17 protein-coding genes and 1 riboswitch are annotated in these 17,288 nt (G+C 72.6%); of the genes, 7 read left to right on the forward strand and 10 right to left on the reverse strand.

Annotated features, from left to right (window positions below; genetic code table 11):
- The first annotated feature begins 139 nt into the window (after window positions 1-139).
- Both E2C06_RS06240 and E2C06_RS06245 read left to right on the forward strand, forming a co-directional pair.
- Window positions 140-871 carry a M48 family metallopeptidase gene (locus E2C06_RS06240; RefSeq protein WP_241671142.1) on the forward strand — a complete coding sequence of 244 codons (732 nt, stop codon included), beginning with the start codon at window positions 140-142 and terminating at the stop codon, window positions 869-871.
- Between the two features lie 689 nt (window positions 872-1,560).
- A complete protein-coding gene (locus tag E2C06_RS06245; protein ID WP_133287725.1) occupies window positions 1,561-2,541 on the forward strand; it encodes a DUF808 domain-containing protein in 981 nt (326 codons plus the stop codon).
- 123 nt (window positions 2,542-2,664) lie between these two features.
- Here E2C06_RS06245 and trpS read toward each other — a convergent pair whose 3' ends face one another.
- The 4 genes from trpS to E2C06_RS06265 form a co-directional block, all read right to left on the reverse strand.
- Complete coding sequence (gene trpS / locus E2C06_RS06250) at window positions 2,665-3,666, reverse strand: tryptophan--tRNA ligase (protein WP_133287871.1); 1,002 nt, start codon at window positions 3,664-3,666, stop codon at window positions 2,665-2,667.
- 89 nt (window positions 3,667-3,755) lie between these two features.
- On the reverse strand, window positions 3,756-5,303 hold the full coding sequence (murJ, locus tag E2C06_RS06255) for a murein biosynthesis integral membrane protein MurJ (RefSeq protein ID WP_133287726.1): 1,548 nt from the start codon (window positions 5,301-5,303) through the stop codon (window positions 3,756-3,758).
- A 67-nt stretch (window positions 5,304-5,370) separates the two neighbouring features.
- Window positions 5,371-7,554: a carboxypeptidase-like regulatory domain-containing protein gene (locus tag E2C06_RS06260; RefSeq protein WP_133287727.1), complete on the reverse strand. Its 2,184-nt coding sequence runs from the start codon at window positions 7,552-7,554 to the stop codon at window positions 5,371-5,373.
- A 76-nt stretch (window positions 7,555-7,630) separates the two neighbouring features.
- The gene (locus tag E2C06_RS06265) at window positions 7,631-8,527 is read right to left on the reverse strand and encodes a LysR substrate-binding domain-containing protein (protein WP_133287728.1); all 897 of its coding nucleotides are present in this window, start codon (window positions 8,525-8,527) and stop codon (window positions 7,631-7,633) included.
- Window positions 8,528-8,719: 192 nt separating this feature from the next.
- On the opposite strand from E2C06_RS06265, the gene E2C06_RS06270 reads away from it, so the two are divergent.
- Both E2C06_RS06270 and E2C06_RS06275 read left to right on the forward strand, forming a co-directional pair.
- Window positions 8,720-9,466, forward strand: a complete 747-nt coding sequence (locus E2C06_RS06270; RefSeq protein WP_133287729.1) for a TSUP family transporter — start codon at window positions 8,720-8,722, stop codon at window positions 9,464-9,466.
- A gap of 18 nt (window positions 9,467-9,484) precedes the next feature.
- Window positions 9,485-9,739, forward strand: coding sequence for a hypothetical protein (locus E2C06_RS06275; protein WP_133287730.1), 255 nt, complete (start codon window positions 9,485-9,487; stop codon window positions 9,737-9,739).
- On the opposite strand, the gene E2C06_RS06280 is transcribed toward E2C06_RS06275, so the two are convergent.
- Window positions 9,730-10,485 (reverse strand): hypothetical protein, encoded by a 756-nt coding sequence (locus E2C06_RS06280; protein ID WP_133287731.1) that lies wholly within the window; start codon window positions 10,483-10,485, stop codon window positions 9,730-9,732. The genes E2C06_RS06275 and E2C06_RS06280 overlap by 10 nt on opposite strands.
- A 38-nt stretch (window positions 10,486-10,523) precedes the next feature.
- Between E2C06_RS06280 and E2C06_RS06285 the strand changes: the two genes are divergently transcribed.
- Window positions 10,524-11,324, forward strand: coding sequence for an LOG family protein (locus tag E2C06_RS06285; protein ID WP_133287732.1), 801 nt, complete (start codon window positions 10,524-10,526; stop codon window positions 11,322-11,324).
- Window positions 11,325-11,332: 8 nt separating this feature from the next.
- Here the strand turns inward: E2C06_RS06285 and E2C06_RS06290 are convergent, their stop codons facing one another.
- From E2C06_RS06290 to E2C06_RS06310, 5 genes are all read right to left on the reverse strand, one after another.
- The gene (locus tag E2C06_RS06290) at window positions 11,333-12,058 is read right to left on the reverse strand and encodes a non-canonical purine NTP pyrophosphatase (RefSeq protein WP_133287733.1); all 726 of its coding nucleotides are present in this window, start codon (window positions 12,056-12,058) and stop codon (window positions 11,333-11,335) included.
- Window positions 12,058-12,780, reverse strand: a complete 723-nt coding sequence (rph, locus tag E2C06_RS06295) for a ribonuclease PH (protein WP_133287734.1) — start codon at window positions 12,778-12,780, stop codon at window positions 12,058-12,060. The genes E2C06_RS06290 and rph overlap by 1 nt, the downstream gene beginning before the upstream one ends.
- Before the next feature lie 440 nt (window positions 12,781-13,220).
- Window positions 13,221-13,631 (reverse strand): response regulator, encoded by a 411-nt coding sequence (locus E2C06_RS37400; RefSeq protein WP_165982247.1) that lies wholly within the window; start codon window positions 13,629-13,631, stop codon window positions 13,221-13,223.
- Between the two features lie 110 nt (window positions 13,632-13,741).
- Window positions 13,742-14,236 carry a GAF domain-containing protein gene (locus tag E2C06_RS06305; protein WP_133287736.1) on the reverse strand — a complete coding sequence of 165 codons (495 nt, stop codon included), beginning with the start codon at window positions 14,234-14,236 and terminating at the stop codon, window positions 13,742-13,744.
- The gene (locus tag E2C06_RS06310) at window positions 14,229-15,209 is read right to left on the reverse strand and encodes a Bug family tripartite tricarboxylate transporter substrate binding protein (protein WP_133287737.1); all 981 of its coding nucleotides are present in this window, start codon (window positions 15,207-15,209) and stop codon (window positions 14,229-14,231) included. Before E2C06_RS06310 ends, E2C06_RS06305 begins: the two co-directional genes overlap by 8 nt.
- A 147-nt stretch (window positions 15,210-15,356) precedes the next feature.
- Window positions 15,357-15,435: riboswitch (SAM riboswitch) on the forward strand.
- A 72-nt stretch (window positions 15,436-15,507) separates the two neighbouring features.
- Here E2C06_RS06310 and metZ point away from each other — a divergent pair.
- On the forward strand, window positions 15,508-16,740 hold the full coding sequence (metZ, locus tag E2C06_RS06315; RefSeq protein ID WP_133287738.1) for an O-succinylhomoserine sulfhydrylase: 1,233 nt from the start codon (window positions 15,508-15,510) through the stop codon (window positions 16,738-16,740).
- Between the two features lie 111 nt (window positions 16,741-16,851).
- The gene (gene apaG / locus E2C06_RS06320) at window positions 16,852-17,268 is read left to right on the forward strand and encodes a Co2+/Mg2+ efflux protein ApaG (RefSeq protein WP_133287739.1); all 417 of its coding nucleotides are present in this window, start codon (window positions 16,852-16,854) and stop codon (window positions 17,266-17,268) included.
- The last annotated feature ends 20 nt before the right edge of the window (window positions 17,269-17,288 follow it).

Below are 17,288 nucleotides of genomic sequence, written 5' to 3' on the forward strand. Positions count from 1 at the left end.
ACAGTAATGCGCAATTCGCCGGCAAATGGCGACCGGCCGGGCCTTTCCGGCCGCCGCTCCCGCCTCCGTTGCCCGGACGTTCCGCAACGAGGCATGTCAAGCCGTTGAACCCTGCCCCCCGCCGCCGCATGGTGGGGCCATGGATCAGACCGAAGCGGAGACCGTCGCGCTGGAAGGCTGCCCGTCAGCCGGGACGGCGCCGGAGACCATGGCCTGCCCGGTGCGCTGGCGCCGCTCCGCCCGCGCCCGCCGGGTCAGCCTGCGGATCGATGCCCGGGCCGGGGCGGTGGTGGTGACCCTGCCGCCCCGCGCCAACCGCCGCGCCGGGATGGCGCTGCTGAACACCCATGCCGCCTGGGTGCGGGAAAAGCTGGCGGCTCTCGCCCCGCATATCGTGCTCGAGCCGGGCTCGGAGCTGCGCCTGGGCGGCCTGCCGCATGTTATCCGGCACGACCCCGCGGCCGCGCCGGGGGTGCAGCTGGCGGCCGGCGCCATCATCGCCGGCGGGCAGGAGGCGGCGCTGCCGCGCCAGGTCGCCGCCTTCCTGAAGGCCGAGGCGCAGCGCCGCATCCGGGTGCTGGCCACCGGCCATGCCGCGCTGCTGGGGGTGGCGCCGAAGGCGATCCGGCTGAAGGATACCCGCAGCCGCTGGGGCTCCTGCGCCCCGGACGCGACGCTCGCCTTCTCCTGGCGGCTGGTGATGGCGCCGGACTGGGTGCTGGACTACGTGGTGGCGCATGAGGTCGCCCACTTGAAGGAGCTGAACCATTCCCCGCGCTTCTGGGCGCATGTGGCGCGGCTGACGCCGCACCGCGACGCCGCGGTGGAATGGCTGCGGGTGAACGGGCCGGCGCTGCTGCGGGTCGGGTAGCGCCGGTCGCGGCAGGGCGTGAACGCCCGGCCGCGGGACCCTGCCCTGGAAAAGAAGGGTGACAGCGCCCAGGGCAAGGCGATGGCAAGGCGATTTCCGCCCCGCGACGAAGCAGGTCCGTTGCGGCGCCGTTGCCGCCCGTGGTTGCGCCGCGCCGCTGGTCACCCGAGGCCGCCATGCCGCCCCGCTGCGCCGCCTGGCAGATGGCTGTCCTTCCGCTGGTCTGGATCGGCTTTCCACCCGCCCGGGTCTTCGGCATGGTCAGCGCCGGCCGGCTCTACGGGATCGGCTGCACACCACGCTGGTGCCGCGGCCCGGTTGGATCGAGGGCATCCTCGACGCCCCCTCCGCCCAGCGAGCCCGCCATGCCGGCAATGGGTTCCGCCCGGACCGCAACCACGGCGGGGTGCTGATGATCCGGGACCGGCTCTTCGGCACCCATACGCCGGGGGACGGCGCGGTGCCGCCGGGCTTCGGCCTGGTGCATCCCCCGGGGTCGCAGGTCCCCCTGGTCATCGTCTTCGCCGAGTTCCGCGGCATGCTGCGGAACGCGATGGGCGCATGCGGCCGGCGCGACCGGCTGGGCTGGCAGCCGCCGGCACGACCGGGCCGACTCGTTCCCAGGCCGCCGGAACGCAACGACGCCTCATCGGTTGGAACGGCCTGCCGCCGCAACCGAAGGAGCTGCCTTGAGCACCGGCCTGATTGCCTTGCTGGACGACGTGGCCGCGCTGGCCAAGGTCGCCGCCGCCTCTCTGGACGACGTCGCCGCCCAGGCCGGCCGGGCCGGTGTGAAGGCCGCGGGGGTGGTGATCGACGATGCCGCGGTGACGCCGCGCTACGTCGTCGGCTTCGCCGCCAGCCGCGAATTGCCCATCGTCTGGCGCATCGCGCTCGGCTCCCTGAAGAACAAGCTGGTCTTCCTGCTGCCGGCGGCGCTGGCGCTCAGCGCCTTTGCGCCCTTCGCCATTACCCCGCTGCTGATGCTGGGTGGCGCCTTCCTCTGCTACGAGGGAGCGGAGAAGATCTATGAGGCGCTCTGGCCGCACGCCGCGCATGCGCACGAGGCGAAGACCGGCGCGGCCGGCCAGGACCCGGCGGCCTTCGAGCAGGCGCGGGTTGCCTCGGCAATCCAGACCGACTTCATCCTCTCGGCCGAGATCATGGCGCTGACCCTCTCGACGGTGCCGGAGGCCTCCTTCTGGACCCAGGCCGCGGTGCTGGCCCTGGTCGGCATCGGGATCACCATCGGGGTCTATGGCGCGGTGGCGCTTTTGGTGAAGGCGGACGATGCCGGGGTGGCGCTGGCGGCCGGCGGCGGGCCGGCGCCGGTGCGGGCGCTCGGGCGCGGCTTGGTCGTCGGCATGCCGGTGCTGCTGAAGTTGCTGGGCCTCGTCGGCACCGCCGCGATGCTCTGGGTCGGCGGCGGCATCCTGCTGCATGGGCTGGAGGAATACGGCGTCACCGCGCCCGGCCACCTGCTGCACGATGCGGCCGCCACGGCCGGCGGGGCCGTCCCGGCGCTCGGCGGCGCCGTGGCCTGGCTGGTCGGCGCGCTGGGCTCGGCAGTTGTCGGCCTGGTGGTCGGCGGGATGCTGATCCCGGTGGTGGAGCATGCGATCGCGCCACTGGCGCGGCGGCTACGGCCGGCCAAGGTGCAGGCAGCCTAGGACTGAAGAGGAAAAGGCCTTCCCTGCCCCGGCCCTAGCCTTCCTTCTCGCGGGTCGGGACCTGACTCGGAGGAAATAAAGGAGGGTCCAGGGAGGATGCCTCCTCCCTGGCGCTGGCTTCCTTCAGCGCGGCAGGAAGCCGACCACCCGCTCCGCCTCGGTGACGATCGGCTCGGCGATCGCCGCGGCCCGCTGCGCGCCCAGCCGCAGCGCCGCATCCAGCGCCGCATGGTCGCCGAGCAGCCGCTGCATCTCCGCCTGGATCGGGCTGAGGTGGTCGACCAGCGCCTCGACCAGCACCTCCTTGAAGGCTCCGAAGCCCTTGCCGCCATGCTCGCGCAGCACGTTCTCCGGCAGGCTGCCGGTGACGGCGGCCAGGATGCCGACCAGGTTGCGCGCCTCCGGCCTTCCCTCGAGGCCCGAGACATGGTCGGGCAGCGGCTCCGGGTCGGTCTTCGCCCGGCGGACCTTCAGCGCGATGGTGTCGCGGTCGTCGGTCAGGTTGATGCGCGACTGGTCGGAGGTATCCGACTTCGACATCTTCTTCGTGCCGTCGCGCAGCGACATCACGCGCGCGGCGACGCCCTGGATCAGTGGCTCGATCCGCGGGAAGAAGTCGGGCACGCCGTAGTCGTGGTTGAACTTCTCGGCGATGTCATTGGCCAGTTCCAGGTGCTGCTTCTGGTCGTCGCCGACCGGCACCAGGGTCGCCCTGTAGGCCAGGATGTCGGCCGCCATCAGGTTCGGATAGACGTAGAGGCCGGAGGACGCCGCTTCCCGGTCCTTGCCGGCCTTGTCCTTGAACTGCGTCATCCGGTTCAGCCAGCCGAGCCGCGCCACGCAGTTGAAGATCCAGGCGAGACGCGCATGGGCATGCACGTGGCTCTGCACGAAGAGGATGCAGCGCCTGGGGTCGAGCCCGCAGGCGATCAGCGCCGCCGCCATCTCCCGCGTCTGGGTCTGCAACTCCTTCGGGTCCTGCCAGACCGTGATGGCGTGCAGGTCCACGACGCAATAGATCGCGTCGTGCGTGTCCTGCAGCGGCACCCAGTTGCGGATGGCGCCGAGATAGTTGCCGAGGGTCGGGATGCCGGAGGGCTGGATGCCCGAGAAGACGCGCTGCATGGGGGTGGAGACCATCTGCGGGGTGAAGGGAGGCGGTGATTGCCCCTCGGCGCGGTCAGGTCAAGCGGTGGCCTTCCGCCGGGGTGGTTTCAGGCGGCGGACTTACGCCGCCGGCGCAGCATCCCCCGCACCTCCCGCACGTCGATCGCGCCCAGCGCCTGGGCCACGCCGAAATAAACCGCGCCGCCGGCCGCGACCAGCGCCGCGAGCGCCACGAAGCGCAGCGGCCCCGCGACCGGGAAGAGCACCGTGCGCAGCGCCAGGATCGCCCCCGCCATCAGGGCGGCGGCCAGTAGCAGCCGTGGGATGCGCCGGCGCAGGCGGCGGTCCAGGATCATCTGCCCCCTGCGGTTCAGCAGCCAGCCCAGCATGGCGGCGTTGAACCAGGCCGAGAGGGCCGTCGCCAGCGCCACCCCGACATGGCTCAGCCATTGGATCAGCACCAGGTTGAGCACGATGTTCAGCGCCACCGCGGCGAAGCCCACCTTCACCGGCGTCGCGGTGTCGCCGCGGGCGAAGAAGCCCGGCGCGTAGATCTTCACCAGCACATAGGCCGGCAGCCCCAGCGCATAGGCCGAGAGCGCCGCGGCGGTCAGCGCCGCTTCCTCCGCCCCGAAGGCGCCGCGCTGGAACAGCACGGAGACGATCGGCCAGGCCGCCGCCGCCTGACCCGCCGCCGCCGGCAGGCACAGCAGCAGCGAAAGCTCCATCGCCCGGTTCATGGTGCGGTGGGCCGAGAGCGTCTCGCCCGAGCGCACCTGGCGCGACAGCAGCGGCAGCATCGCGGTGCCGACCGCGGCGCCGATGACGCCGAGCGGCAGCTGCCCCACCCGGTCGGCATAGTACAGGTAGGACACCGCCCCGGCCGGCAGGAAGCTGGCGATGATCACGTCGACCGCCAGGTTGAGCTGCGTCACCCCGGCGCCGATGATCCCCGGCCCCATCCGCCGCAGCACCTGCCGCACCTCCGGCGCGAGCGACGGCAGCTTCAGGAAATGCAGCGGCATCCCTGCCCGCGCGCAGGCCCAGAGCACGAGGCCGAGCTGCACCGCGCCCGAGAGGGTGACGCCCCAGGCCAGCGCATGCGCCGGCGTCGCCACGTAGGGCGTCAGCACCAGCAGCGCCGCCATGGAGAGCAGGTTGAAGAAGATCGGCGCGGCGGCGGCGGCGGCGAAGCGGTCGAGCCCGTTCAGCACGCCGGAGACGAGGGCGGTCAGGCAGATCAACAGCAGGTAGGGGAAGGTGATCCGCGTCAGCTCGATCGCCATCTGGAATTTGGCGGGGTCGTCGGTGAAGCCCGGCGCCAGCACCGACATCAGCTGCGGCATGGCCAGGATGCCGAGCACCACCAGCAGCGAGAGCCAGAGGGTCATCAGCGCTGCCATGCGCTCGGCCAGCTGCCGCGCCACGACCGGCCCCTGCACCGCCAGCGTCCCGGCGAAGGCAGGGACGAAGGCGGCGTTGAAGGCGCCCTCCCCGAACAGCCGGCGGAACAGGTTGGGCAGCTTGAGCGCGACGAAGAAGGCATCGGCCATCGGCCCGGCACCGAGCCGCGATGCGATCAGCATGTCGCGCGCGAAGCCGAGGACGCGGCTGGCCATGGTCCAGCCGCCAACGGTGAGGACGCCTTTGAGCATGGGGCGGGGGTCTAGCCCGGAACGGCCCGGGCGGAAATGGGGCGGGCCGCGACCCGCCCCGGTTGGATCATCGCGCCAGCGGATCGGGGCGCATCTGCACCTTGAAGACCCGCGGCCGCTCGCCCTTGCCCGTCTCGTTGTGGAAGGGCGCGCGGGTGCCGGTCGTGGTCCAGACCCCGCGACCCTTCCAGCCCGCGTCCGGGTCGTCGATCCGCCCGTCGACGTTCTTGGTGAAGAACCCCGCGGGGTAGGGCACGTGCAGCTGGTGCAGCTTGCCGTCGACCAGCACCGTCAGGCTCTCGGAACCGTTGGTCGAGGCGATCGGCACGTCGTTGCCGAGGCCCAGCGTGTTGAAGCGGTCGACCCAGACGTAATAGGCATGGTCGGCGCTGCCGGAGGGATCGACGCCGGCGAATTGCGGGCCGGGGAAGCGATACAGCGTCCAGCCCTCGGTGCATTGCTCGCCGGTTACGGCGCTCGGCCCGGTCAGCGGCGCCTTGCACTTGCTGCGGTCGAAGCTGGCCAAGTGGCCGCTGCCGAGCGTGGTCCAGACCACGCCCTTGCTGTCCACGTCGATCCCGCGCGGGCTCCAGCTGCCGGCCGGCGGCTGGAAGAGCTCGGTCAGGCCGGTATTGGTCGGGTCGGACCCGGGGATGAAGCGGATCAGGTAGCCCGGCTGGTCCATGCGGGAGAAGCCCCGGTCCATCGACTGGCCCCAGATCGAGCCGTCGGTCGGGCTCGGCTGCACGCCGTACATGCCCGCGATGACCCGCTTCTGCTTCGTGGGGTCGAGCGGCTTGTCCGCCTCGACATACTCGCCCCGCTTGCCCCAGCCGGGCACGTCGACGACCATCGGCGCCCAGCCCTGGGAGGCCTTGGCGTCACGGGTTTCCAGGTACTTCCGGGTGTTCAGCCAGCCCACCACGTTGCCGGCCGGCCCGCCCCAGCTGGTCCAGAGCGTCTGGTCGGCGTCGTAGCCGAAATACAGGTGGTGGGTGCCGAAGCAGGTATCGATCAGGTCGAATTTCTGCGTCTTCGGGTCGAAGACCGAGAAATGCCGCCCGGCATTGATCGGCACCACCTTGGCCGAGGGGTGGTCGCTGCCGGCCTTGCACCATTCCGGCTGGTCGGCGGCGGCGCGGATGCGGGCGGCGAACCAGACCAGGCCGCGGTCATCGACGATCAGGTTGTGGTTGCTGGTATGGCCGTCCCAGATCGCCTCCTCGCCCCAGAAGGGCGAAGGCCCGCGCGGCTCGTCCGCCAGGCTCGGCGTGCCCGGGCGGTAGGGGTGCTTCACCGTCCAGGCCTTGTGGTTGACCGGGTCCAGCACAGGCACCTCGTCGGTCGATTCCTCCGGCGAGCCGTAGATCAGCCCGTTCGGGAAGAGCGTCGGCTTCCGCTTGTCGGTCGAGATGGCGTCGTGCAGGTAGCTGGTCGGCGAGGCCCAGTCCCAGAGGCTGACCACCATGTTGCGCTCGAGGCCCTGCGGCCGGGCCGGCTTGTCGGCGGGCAGCTCGCCCTTGGCGATCCGGTCGGTCCAGTCGGCATAGAGCGAGAGGCCCTTCTCCGGCCCGAGCCGCGCGATCGAGATCGCCATGTTGCCCATGGCCTGGCCGGACTGGATGCGCCGCGCCCACATCTCGGTCGAGTTGGGGAACTCGCCGAGCTCCTTCCTGGGGTGGCGGATGTTCTGGCTGCCGAGCGCGTGGCAGGACTGGCAGGACTGCTTGACGGTATCGACCCAGGCATACTGGGACCGCATGAACTCGGGGATGCCGTTGCCGCCGCGCCCGTCGCCGGTGCCGGGGAATTGGTCGGCAGCCGGGATGCGCAGCATCGAGTACCAGTACATGCCGGGATAGAGCTCGGCCGCCGCCGCGGCGCTCGGCGCCGGCGTCGCCGCCAGGTTCAGCGGCTGGCCGGGCGTGCCGTCCACCCGCGGGCTGTCGGCCAGCCCGTAGCCGCGCACCCAGACCTTGTACTTCGCCTTCGGCAGGTCGGGGATGACGTAGCGCCCGGCATCGTCGGTGGCGACGATCTTCGCGAATTTCGTGCCGAGGTCGGTGGTCTCGGCGATCACCCAGACCCCGGCCTCCGGCCCGGACGGGCCAGTCACCACGCCGCCGATATCGGTCGCGCCGATGCCCGGGGCGGATGCTGCGGCGGTCTGGGCCTGCGCCCCCGGGGCGGCGGCGAGCGCCGCGAGCAGGGCGGCCGCCGGCAGCGGGGCGCTGCGCTTCAGCTTGGACATACTTCCCTCCAGGGCCGCCGTTTTGGTCGGGCGACCTCGATGCCGGCGCATAGCAGGGCGCGCCGCGCAGGGGCTGTCAATCCGGAACGGGACGGGGCGCGGCGGCGCCCGCGGCGGCCGCGGTGATCCAGCCGAGGAAGGCGGCGAAGGCCGGCTCCGCCAGCCGCTGCGGCCGGTGCACGAGGTACCAGCCCATGCCCTTCGACACCGTCAAGCCGAAGGGCGCCACCAACCGCCCGGCCGCGAGGTCGTCGTCGATGTAGGGCCGGATGCCCATCGCCACGCCGAGCCCGTCGGCCGCCGCCTGCAGCGCCTGGCCGTAATGGTCGAAGAGCGGGCCGTGCGCCTGCAGCCCCGCAAGCCCTGCCGCCGCCAGCCAGCGCGGCCAGTCCTCGGCGGCATGGCCGACGCGCAGCAGGCTCAGGCCCGTCAGCTCCGCCGGCGCCCGCAGCCGGCCGGCCAGCGCCGGGGCGCAGACCGGCGTCAGGTCGGCGGCAAAGAGCGGCACGGCAACGAGGCCGGGCCAGGCGCCCTCCCCCAGCCGGATGCCGCAGGTCCAGTCCGGCGCGAAGGGCACCGCGGCGCCGCCGGTGGTGATCCGCACCTCCACCCCCGGCTGTCGCCGCTGCCAATCGGCCAGGCGCGGGATCAGCCAGCGGATGGCGAAGGTCGGCCCGACGCCGAGGGTCAGCACCTGCCGCCCGCCGAGCGCCACCACCTCCTCGGTCAAGGCAGCCAGCCCATCCAGCAAGGGGCTGAGCCCGGCGAGGTAGCGGGCACCGGCCGTGGTGGGCACCAGCCGGTTGGCCCGCCGCTCGAACAGCGCGAGGCCCAGCCGCTCCTCCAGCAGCTTCACCATGCGGCTGATGGCGGCCGGGCTGACATGCAGCTCCTCCGCCGCCGCGGCGAAGCTGCCGCTGCGGCCGGCCGCCTCGAAGGCACGGATACCGTTGAGGAAGGGCAGGCGGCGCAAGAGGCGTCCTTCTCTGGCTGGCCGGTGCAGTCCACCGCGGCCATCGGGATGCCGGGCTGGCCGATTCGGCCCGCCGCGCCTGCGGCGCCGCGGCCATCGAACAGCCTCAGGGAAGCTGAGGCCAGCCCAGGCTATCTCGGTTTGTGCCGCGGGCTCAACCAGCGCATGCCGGGGGCAAGAAGGAATCGCCGCATGGCCCCGACCACCATCCTCCTGCTTGCGGTCGTGATGACCGGCACCGCTTTCCTTTCCGGCATCTTCGGCATGGCCGGCGGACTGGTGCTGATCGGAGTGCTGCTGGCGCTGCTGCCGCTGCCCGAGGCCATGGCGCTGCATGCGGTGACGCAGATGGCCTCCAACGGCTGGCGCGCCTTCCTCTGGCGGCGGCACATCGTCTGGCGGCCGATCGCGGCGATCGGCGGCGGCTTCGCCTCGGCGCTGCTGCTGTGGTCGCTGCTGCGCTGGGTGCCGGGGAAGCCGGTGGCGCTGCTGGCGCTTGGCGTCACGCCCTTTCTGGTAAAGCTGCTGCCGAAGGGGCTGGCGCCCGACCCGCGCAGCCCGGTGCAGGGCCTGGCCTATGGTACCGCGGCGATGTCGCTGATGCTGCTGACCGGCGTCTCCGGCCCGTTGATCGACCGCTTCTTCCTCGGCGGCGGGCTCGACCGGCGGCAGATCGTCGCTACCAAGGCGGCCTGCCAGATCCTCGGCCATGCCACCAAGCTGGTCTATTTCGGCGCGCTGGTGGACCAGACCGCGGGGCTCGACTGGACCGTGGCCGGCGTCGCCATCCTTTGCTCGATGCTCGGCACCACCCTGGCCCGGCGGATCCTCGAGGCCATGACGGATGTCCAGTACCGCCGCTGGACGGACCGGCTCATCGCCGTGGTCTCCGGCTACTATGTCGCCTATGGCGGCTGGCTGCTGGCGGCGGCACCCTGAGGCAAAGGAGGCAAGCGCATGTCCGAGACGACCATCGCCCCGATCATCGCCCCCATCATCGCCCCCCTGGTCCGCGACCTGGTCGCCTGGGTCGCCGCCGAGCCCCGCCCCTACCGCGAGGTCATCGAGGCCTGGCGCACCTCCTGCCCCCGCCTCACGGTCTGGGAGGACGCGCTGGAGGGCGGCTTCGTCGCCCTCGGCCCCGGCGGGCCGGAGGGGCTGCAGGTCTCCGCCACGCCGCGCGGCCGGGCGCTGCTCGCGGCTCAGGGCTGACCGCCGAGGAAGCCGGCCAGCCGGGCGCCGAACAGCGCGTCGAAGGCCGGGTCCTGCGCCGCGCCATGGCCGGTCGGCGCGGCCGGGCGGTCGATCACCAGGGCATCCGCCCCGCAGCGCGCCATGCCCCCGGCGAAGGCCGCGGCCCGCGCCGCCGGGTCGGGGTCGTAGGGGTCGTCGGCAAAGAGCACGAGCCCGCCGCGCCGCACCGTGCCGGGCGCCGCGGCCGCGCAGGCCTCCCGGAAGGCCGCGAGCGCCAGGGGCCGCCGCTCCGGCCGCGGGCCATGCGCCGCCGGCGCCATCAGCAGCACGGCCTCGGCCAGCGGCGCATGGCGCAGCGCGACCAGCACGATGAAGGCGCCGCGGCTCTCGCCCACCACCGCGATGCGGCGATAGCCCTCCGACCGCAGCCGCGCGGTGCCGGCCGCGAGCACCTCGGCGCCCGGCTCCAGCGGATCGAGCGCCGCGGTGATTGTGGCTGCCTCCGCCGGCCGGTCCAGCCGCCAGAGATCCCAGCCCCCGCCCAGCAGGCGGCCGAGGAAGGGCGGCGGCTCGGGCGGCGGGCCGTCCCGGTAGTGCTGGTGCGCCCAGACCAGGGCGCCCGCGGCGCGCCCGGGCCCCTGCAGCGGCGCGGCCCCGGGACGCATGACCCGCCCGCCCTCGGCCCGCGCCAGGGCGGGGAGGAGGAGGGCGGGGAGGAGGAGCGCCGGCAACGTGCGGCGGGCCAGGGGGAACGCGGGGGCCATGCCGGGTGCTACGTCCGTCCGATGCACAGGATGGCGGCATGACCGACAACGCGGCCCAGATGGCTTCCCCCAGCTACCGCCTGGCGGTCGAGGACCCGGACTTCCTGCGGCGCGACGAGGCCCGCGCGCTGCGCTTCGCCATGGAATACGAGAAGGCCGAGCTGGCGCTGCGCGACTGGGGCGTGCGCAGCACCGTGGTGGTCTTCGGCAGCGCCCGCATCCCCGCCCCCGACCGGGCGGTTCCGGGCACGCCGCGGGCCCACCTCGCGCCCTGGTACGCGAAGGCGCGGGAATTCGCCCGCCTCGTCTCGCTGCGCGGCGGCGCGCTGGCGCCCCACGGCCGGCTGCGCGACAACGTCGTCGCCACCGGCGGCGGCCCGGGCATCATGGAAGCCGCCAACCGCGGCGCCGCCGATGTCGGCGCGCCCTCCATCGGCTTCAACATCTCCCTGCCGCACGAGCAGGCGCCGAACGCCTACAGCACGCCGGCGCTGACCTTTCGCTTCCACTACTTCGCCATGCGCAAGATGCACCTGGCGATGCGCGCCAATGCGCTGGCCGTCTTCCCCGGCGGCTTCGGCACCTTCGACGAGCTGTTCGAGGTGCTGACCCTGCTGCAGACCCGCAAGGCCCCGCCGGTCGGCGTGGTGCTGTTCGGCCGCGAGTACTGGGAGGAGGTGGTGAATTTCGAGGCGCTGGCCCGGCACGGCCTGGTCGACTCGCACGACCTCTCGCTGTTCGGCCTGGTGGACGAGCCGGAGGAGGGCTGGGACTGGCTGGTGGCGCATGGCCTCAAGGCGCATACGCCCGACAGCGAGGCCGTCGCGGAGGAGGGCTGAGCCCCACCTCACCTGGCCGGCCGCGCCAGGCAGGCCGCTTCCAGCAGGGCGAAGGCGCGGGCGCGGTGGCTGATGCGGTGCTTCTCCGCCGGGTCCATCTCGCCGAAGGTCTCGGCGCCGCCCTCGGGGACGAACATCGGGTCGTAGCCGAAGCCGCGCTCGCCGCGCGGCGGCGCGACCCAGCTGCCCTGCACCTTGCCCTCGAAACCCTCGGTGTGGCCGTCCGGCCAGGCGAGGACCAGGGCGCAGGTGAACCAGGCGCTCCGGTCGGCATGGGGTTCGGCGAGCGCGGCCACCTTCGCCATCGCCATCGCATAGTCCCGCCCGCCGCCCGGCAGCTCCGCCCAGTCGGCGGTCCGCACGCCGGGACCGCCGCCGAGCGACGCCACCGAGAAGCCGCTGTCGTCGGCCAGCGCCGGCAGCCCGGCGGCGCGCGCCGCGGCCAGCGCCTTGATGGTGGCGTTGCCGATGAAGCTGTCCTCGGTTTCCGCCGGTTCCGGCAGGCCGAGCTCGCCGGCCGAGACCACCTGCATCCCGAAGGGCGCGACCAGCGCCGCGACCTCCCGCAGCTTGCCGGCATTGTGGCTGGCCAGCACCAGCCGGCCGGGCGCGAGTTGGCGTTGGCGGGCCGGCCGGTCCAGACCTCCGCGGCCTGCGCCGCTGCGGTCATCGGCGGCGTTGGCCGGCCGATTCAGACCTCCGCGGCCTGCGCCGCTGCGGTCATCGGCCGGCATCAGCCGATCCCCACCGCAGCGCGCTGTTGGCGGAACAGCTCGTCGGTGCCGTGCCGCGCCAGGCGCAGCAGGTCGAGCAGCTGCGGCTCGGAGAAGGGCTCGCCCTCCGCCGTGCCCTGGATCTCCACCATCCCGCCGCCGCCGGTGAGGACGAAATTGGCGTCGGTATGGGCCTTGCTGTCCTCCTCGTAGTCGAGGTCGAGCACCGGCACGCCCTGCCAGATGCCGCAGGACACCGCGGCCACCTGGTCCTTCAGCGGCATTGTGGCGATGACGTTCATCTTCAGGCAGTGGCGGAAGGCCAGGTGCAGCGCCACCCAGGCGCCGGTGATGCTGGCGCAGCGGGTGCCGCCATCGGCGGTCAGCACGTCGCAGTCGAGGGTGATGGACATCTCGCCCATCGCCTTCAGGTCGGTCACGGCGCGCAGCGACCGGCCGATCAGCCGCTGGATCTCCTGGGTCCGGCCGGACTGCTTGCCGCGCGCCGCCTCGCGGTCGCCGCGCGTATGCGTGGCGCGCGGCAGCATGCCGTATTCGGCGGTCACCCAGCCCTGGCCGGTGCCGCGCAGGAAGGGCGGCACGCGGGTCTCGATCGAGGCGGTGCAGAGCACCTCCGTCACCCCCATCCGGATGCGGCAGGACCCCTCGGCATGGCGGGCCACGCCGGGCTCGAGGACGACATGGCGAAGGGCATCGGGCGCGCGGCCGGAAGGACGGGTCATGCGCCCGGGGGTACCACGCGGGCGGAGCGGCGGGGAAGGCGGCCTCCGGACAAAGGCCGGGCCGGGGACTGAAGGGTGGGGGGGGCCACAGCGGCGCCGCCCTTCCGAACCGTTCCCGCCAGCGGCCGGAAGGCCTTCGGGACCCTCGGGTCCAAGGGAGCCGAGCCTGCCTCGGATCGGCTCAACCCGAATAAATCCGGGGCCGTGGCGGCGGGCGGAAAGGCCAGGTGCGGCAAGGGCCCGGTCGTGGCCGGGCCTGAGGATTTGAGGAATTGAGCGCGGGGGGGAGCGCTGGCCGGAACGCGCTTTCGGACAAAGCGCCGGACCGGCGGCGAAGCGGCAGAGGGCTGCGGGATGGGTCATGCGCCGGCCTCCGTACCAAGGCGGCAGAATGACAGGAATATAGTCCTTTTACCAGCCCGATCGCTGCATCCGCCGCCTCATTGCGCCAGCACCGCCGCCTGCGCCGGCGCCTGCCCCACCACGCCGAACCAGGCCCGGTCGCTGAGCCGCGCGACCGCGCGCACCAGCATGTCGGCGTTGAAGGGTTTGGCGATCACCTGCTCCTGCGGCCGCAGCGCGTGTTCCAGCAGGTAATCCGCATTGGCGGTCACGTGCACCACCGCGAGGCCGGGCAGCCGGGCCAGCGCCTCGGCCGCCAGCGCCAGGCCGTTCAGCCCGGGACCGAGGTTGAAGTCGGTCAGCAGGACGGAGGGCCGCAGCCCGCCGTCCAGCAGCGCCAGCGCCTCCCGCGCGTCGGCGGCCTCGACGCAGGCGAAGCCGGCATCCGCCAGCAGATCGCATATCGACATGCGGATCAGCGGCTCGTCCTCAACAACCAGAACCTGCATGGCAGCATCCCCCCATAACCAGCTTGATTTGTCACGAATCCCCCGTAGGTTGAGATGTGCGCCAGGGAGCCCTCCGTGTCGCTTTACAAGCGCGAGAGGTCGCGTGTCCGTCACTGGACGTGGAGCGCCCACTCGGCCGCAGCCACCAGTCCCAGCAATTCCGCCATCGCCCGGCGTCCCGGCGTGACCACCGCCTCGGGCCAGAGGAAGTTGACCGTGCCCCGGCATTCGCCGCGCAGCACCACCGGGACATTGACGATGCTGCGCAAACCGAGCGCGGCGATCAGCGCATGGTCGGCGAAATGCGCGCGGATCGCCGCCTCGCCCTCGCCGACGAAGATGCGCGCCTGCAGCAGCACCTGGCGGCCCCATTCGGTATCGCGCTTCGGCTTGGCGCCGCCGACGGGATAGGCGGCCTCGTCCGAGCTGTAGATCCGCCGCACCGTCATCGCCGCGGCATCGAAGCGCATCGCGGTGCAGAGACGCTGGCCCATCGCCTCCCGCCCCACCGCATCCGCGGCGCGCAGCAGCGCCAGCGGCGCCGGGTCGCACGCCGCGGCGGCGAGGCGCGCGAGCTGCGCCGCGGAGAGGCACGCCTCAGGCATCGCCAGCCGTCACGCCGAGCTCGCGGATCACGCGGCCCCACTTCGCCGCATCGGCGCGCATCCGGGCGGCGAAGTCGGCGGGCGCCTCGGGCGCGACCTCGACGCCGATCGCCGCCATCTTCCCCTTCACCTCGGGCAGCAGCAGCGCCTGGTTGATCTCGGCATTCAGCCGCGCGACCACCGCGGGCGGCATGCCGCGCGGGCCGAGCACGCCGTACCAGACCGCCATCGCGTAGCCCGGCACGGTCTCCGCCACCGTGGGCACGTCCGGCAGCAGGGCGCTGCGGTGTTCCTCGGTCACCGCCAGCAGCCGCAGCCTTCCCTCGCGCACATGCGGCAGCGTCTGCGTCCCGGCGCTGAAGAAGAGCTGCACCTGCCCGGCCACCGTATCCAGCACCGCCGGCGCGCCGCCGCGATAGGGCACGTGCACCATCTCGATCCCCGCCATGCGGCAGAACATCGCGGCGCAGAGGTGGTTGGTCGAGCCCGGCCCGGCCGAGGCGTAGGCGAGTCTCCCTGGATTGGCGCGGGCATGGGCGATGAACTCGCCGACGGTCCTCGCCGGCACCGAGGGGTGGACCACCATGGTGTTCAGCACGAAGGCGAGCAGCGCGACCGCGGTGAAGTCCTCGACCGGGTCGAAGGGCATGTCCTTGATCAGCGCGGCGTTCATCGCATGCGTGCTCATCGTGGCAAACAGCAAGGCGTGGCCGTCCGGCGCGGCGCGCGCGACGGCCGCCGAGCCGATGTTGCCCGAGGCGCCGGAGCGGTTCTCGACCACCACGGGCTGGCCGAGCGCCAGCCGCAGCGGCTCCGCCAGGGTGCGCGCCAGGATGTCGGTGGACCCGCCCGGCGCCCAGGGGACGGTGATGGTGACGGGGCGGCTCGGATAGGCGTCCTGCGCCCGGGCGGCGGGGGCGAGGATGGCCGCGGCCAGCACCGCCCGGCGTGTCGTTCGAAATGATTGCGTCATCGTCGGATCCCCGGCCTTGCCGCATCCTTACGCGAAATTCCCGGTTTCCAAAGGCCTCGGGCCATTGGTGGGGTGGCCTGGAGGGGCGACGCCCCACCAGCCTTGACCCCGCCCGCCGCTCGGACGTATGCCTAAGGCCCATCGGCCCCGGCCGATCCTCGCGATTTGTCCGGCCAGCTTGCGGCGAGGTGAAACAAGCGCGCTAAACGGCCGTCGGGGGTGACCCGTCGCCCCCGCCCCGTTCAACGGGCCGGACACCGCAGTCGTCGCCCCAGATGGGGCCAAGGTGTCCCTCCGCATGTCCAAGACCCCGCCGTCCCGTCCCTTGCGCCCCGCCACGCTGCTGGTCCGCGGCGGCACCATGCGTTCCAGCATGGACGAGACCTCGGAGGCCTTGTTCCTGACCTCCGGCTTCGTCTACGACAGCGCCGAGCAGGCCGAGGCGACCTTCAACGGCACCGAGACCCACTACCAGTATTCCCGCTTCGGCAACCCGACGGTGCAGATGCTGGAACAGCGCCTGGCCCTGCTGGAAGGCGCCGAGGCCTGCCGGATGACGGCGACCGGCATGGCGGCCGTGCATGCGGCGATGCTGTCGCACCTGAAGGCCGGCGACCGCGTCGTCGCCTCCCGCGCGCTGTTCGGCTCCTGCCACTGGATCGTCTCGACCCTGCTGCCGCGCTACGGGATCGAGAGCGTCTTCGTCGACGGCGGCGACCTCGGGCAGTGGCAGGCGGCGCTGGCGCGGCCGACCGCGCTGGTGCTGCTGGAGACGCCGTCGAACCCGATGCTCGAGATGGTCGACCTGGCCGCGGTGGCGGACCTGGCGCACAAGGCCGGCGCCATCGTCGTGGTCGACAACGTCTTCGCCACGCCGCTGCTGCAGCAGCCGCTGAAGTTCGGCGCCGATGTTGTGGTCTATTCCTGCACCAAGCACATGGACGGCCAGGGCCGCGTGCTCGGCGGCGCCGTGCTGGGCACGAGGAAGTGGGTCGAGGAGGTGCTGCAGCCCTTCACCCGCAACACCGGCCCGGCGATCAGCCCCTTCAATGCCTGGGTGATCCTGAAGGGGCTCGAGACCCTGTCGCTGCGGGTCAACGCCATGTGCCGCAGCGCCGCCGCGATCGCCGACTTCCTGGCCGAGCGGCCGGAAGTCGCCCGCACGCTCTATCCCTTCCGCGCCGACCATCCGCAGCAGGCGCTGGCGCGGCGGCACATGTCGGGCGGCGGCACGCTGGTGACCTTCGAGCTGCGCGGCGGAACGGGCGAGGCGAAGGACGCGGCCTTCCGCTTCTGCAACGCGCTGCGGGTGATCGACGTTTCCAACAACCTCGGCGATGCGAAGTCGATGGTGACGCATCCCGCGACAACCACGCACATGCGGATCGGCGCGGCGGAGCGGGCGAAGCTCGGCATCACCGACGGCACGATCCGTCTGTCGGTTGGCCTCGAGGACGTGGCCGACCTGATCGACGACCTGGCAGAGGCGCTCGACGCCGCCGGCGGCACGGTTGCGCGCGCCGCCGAATAGTGGCGGCGGCGCGGCGGGCGTGGCAGTGTCCCGGCAAAATGGGAGGAGTTGCCATGGCTTCCAAGACCCGCGCCGGCTCCGTCACCCCGCAGCGGATGGGCGCCTGACCCCGTGCCGGAGCCCCGCACCCCCGCATGGACCGCCGTGACGCGCGACGTGCGCGTCACCGTCCGCACCTACTACCTGGAAGACCAGTCGGAGCCCGGCCGCGGCCACTATGCCTGGGCCTATCGCGTCACCATCGCCAACGAGGGCCGCCGCACGGTGCAGCTGCTGAAACGCACCTGGCAGATCACCGACGGCCAGGGCCGCACCCAGCGGGTGCACGGCGAGGGCGTGGTGGGGGAGCGACCGGTGCTCGATGCCGGGGAGAGCTTCGAGTATACCTCCGGCACCCCGCTGGCGACGCCCTCCGGCTTCATGCGCGGCACCTACCACATGGTGGCGGTGGAAACCGGGGAGAGCTTCGACGTGGAGATCCCAGGCTTCAGCCTCGACAGCCCGCACCAGCCCAGCGCGGTGCACTGAGGCGGGCGGGGCGGGGCGGA

The organism is Dankookia rubra, from assembly GCF_004355005.1.
GTDB classification, from domain to species: domain Bacteria; phylum Pseudomonadota; class Alphaproteobacteria; order Acetobacterales; family Acetobacteraceae; genus Paracraurococcus; species Paracraurococcus ruber_A.